This window comes from Pseudoalteromonas sp. Z9A4, assembly GCF_011378845.1.
Taxonomy (GTDB): domain Bacteria; phylum Pseudomonadota; class Gammaproteobacteria; order Enterobacterales; family Alteromonadaceae; genus Pseudoalteromonas; species Pseudoalteromonas arctica.
Genome location: NZ_WTLA01000055.1, coordinates 1 through 1,902, shown reverse-complemented (window position 1 = coordinate 1,902; position 1,902 = coordinate 1). Strand labels below are relative to the sequence as shown.

General features: G+C 49.8%; 1 protein-coding gene. It reads left to right on the top strand.

Annotation, left to right across the window (positions count from 1 at the left end):
• Positions 1-1,902 (top strand): Ig-like domain-containing protein (locus tag GQR54_RS19395; RefSeq protein ID WP_206017779.1); only part of this gene is annotated, 1,902 nt, incomplete at both ends.

Here is a 1,902-nt window from a genome sequence, read left to right as displayed (position 1 = left end):
CCGCGCCAAGCATTACCGTAAATGCGCCATTATTAACCAACGACAGCACGCCAACAGTTACAGGCACCAGTGATGCACCTAACAGCACCGTTACGGTTACATTTACAGATGCAGCGAATACAGTACAAAGCATCGACGTACAAACCGACACCAATGGTAACTGGAGTGTGACACCAACAGGTACATTAGCTGCAGGTAATTACAGCGTCAGCGCCAGCATCACCGATGCTGCAGACAATACAGGCACCGGCACAGACAATGGTGAAGTAGATGTAACACCGCCAGCACTTGCTTTTACGCCAACGTTTGAGCTTGGTTTATTAGTTACCTTAAGCGGTACTTCTGATTTACCAGCAGGCAGTGAAATTACTATTACTGAGCAACTAGTTAACGGTGGTATTGGTGCAACATATACCACTACAACGGATACGGATGGTAATTGGTCATTAGTCGGGTTAGATGTATCTTTACTTGATGTTGGCTCAGTGATCGCAACAGCCATAGATGCCGCAGGTAACACCCGTACGATTAGCTCAGATGACTTTGATAGTACACCACCGATACTGACCGTGAACATTGATGCACAAAGCGACAGCAACACACCGGTTATAAGCGGGACAAGTGATGCAGGTGAGGGTGCACAAGTAACTATTGTGGTTACTGATAGCGCAGGCAACCCGCAAACCATCATCGCTTTAGTGGATGCAAATGGAAACTGGAGCGCCATACCAGCGAAACCGTTAAGCGAAGGTGAAAGTACTATTGAAGTAAGTGTTCGCGACAGCGTCGGCAACGAAACGACGCTCAGTGATACCACTACCATAGACACGCAAGCGCCCACGTTAACCTTCCAAACCGTGGGTGACATTAGCGACTTAACCCCTGAGCTACAAGGCACCAGTAATGAAATTGGTGGCACCGTTACACTTACTATCACCGATAGCCAAGGCGCTGAGCAAACGATTACCACCGTTGTACAAAGTGATGGTCATTGGGCTATTGAAGTATCAAACGCGCTTGCCCAAGGCGACTTCACCGCTGTTGCGAGCATAACGGATGCTGCAGGCAATGAGAGCACAGCAAATAGCAGTGGCAATGTTGATACTGTTACACCAATCGTCACCGTTGACGCATTGGGCTTAGGAAACGACAGCACACCGACTGTTAGCGGCACCTCGACGGAGCCCGCAGGCACGGTTGTAAACATTGTTATCACCGACAGTAATGGTGATGAACATCCAATTACCGCCACGGTTGATGCAAGCGGTAATTGGCAAGCAACCAGCCCTGAATTACCGGATGGCAGCTACACCATACAAGCCAGTATCACCGATGACGCAGGCAACACCGGCGGCGCCACACAAACGGGCACCCTTGATACCTTAGCACCAACATTGACGTTAGACACCGTAGGCGCCACTAACGATAGCACGCCAACAATTAGCGGGACATCAAACGCCCCAGCAGGGACTGTTATTAGTATTAGCGTGAGCGATAGCAATAACACTGAACCGTTCATCGCAACAGTGCAAGCTGATGGCAGTTGGTCAGCGGATGTACCGAACGCATTAACGGATGGTCCGCTTACGATTGAAGCCAGTGTGAGTGATGTCGCAGGTAACACCACCACGTTAAGTGAAGGTGCGACACTCGATACGAATGCACCGAGTATTAGTATTAACACGCTGGTTGATACCAATGACACCACGCCAGAGATTCGTGGGATAAGTGATGCAGCTGATGGCACAACCATCAATTTAAGTTTTACCGACAGTGCTGATAACATCACCACCGTCACGACCACGGTAACGGGTGGCGTATGGAGCGTCGATGCACCCAGTGTACTAGCCGAAGGCGCATACACCGTAACAGCGACCGTGGATGATGGACTGGGCAATATTG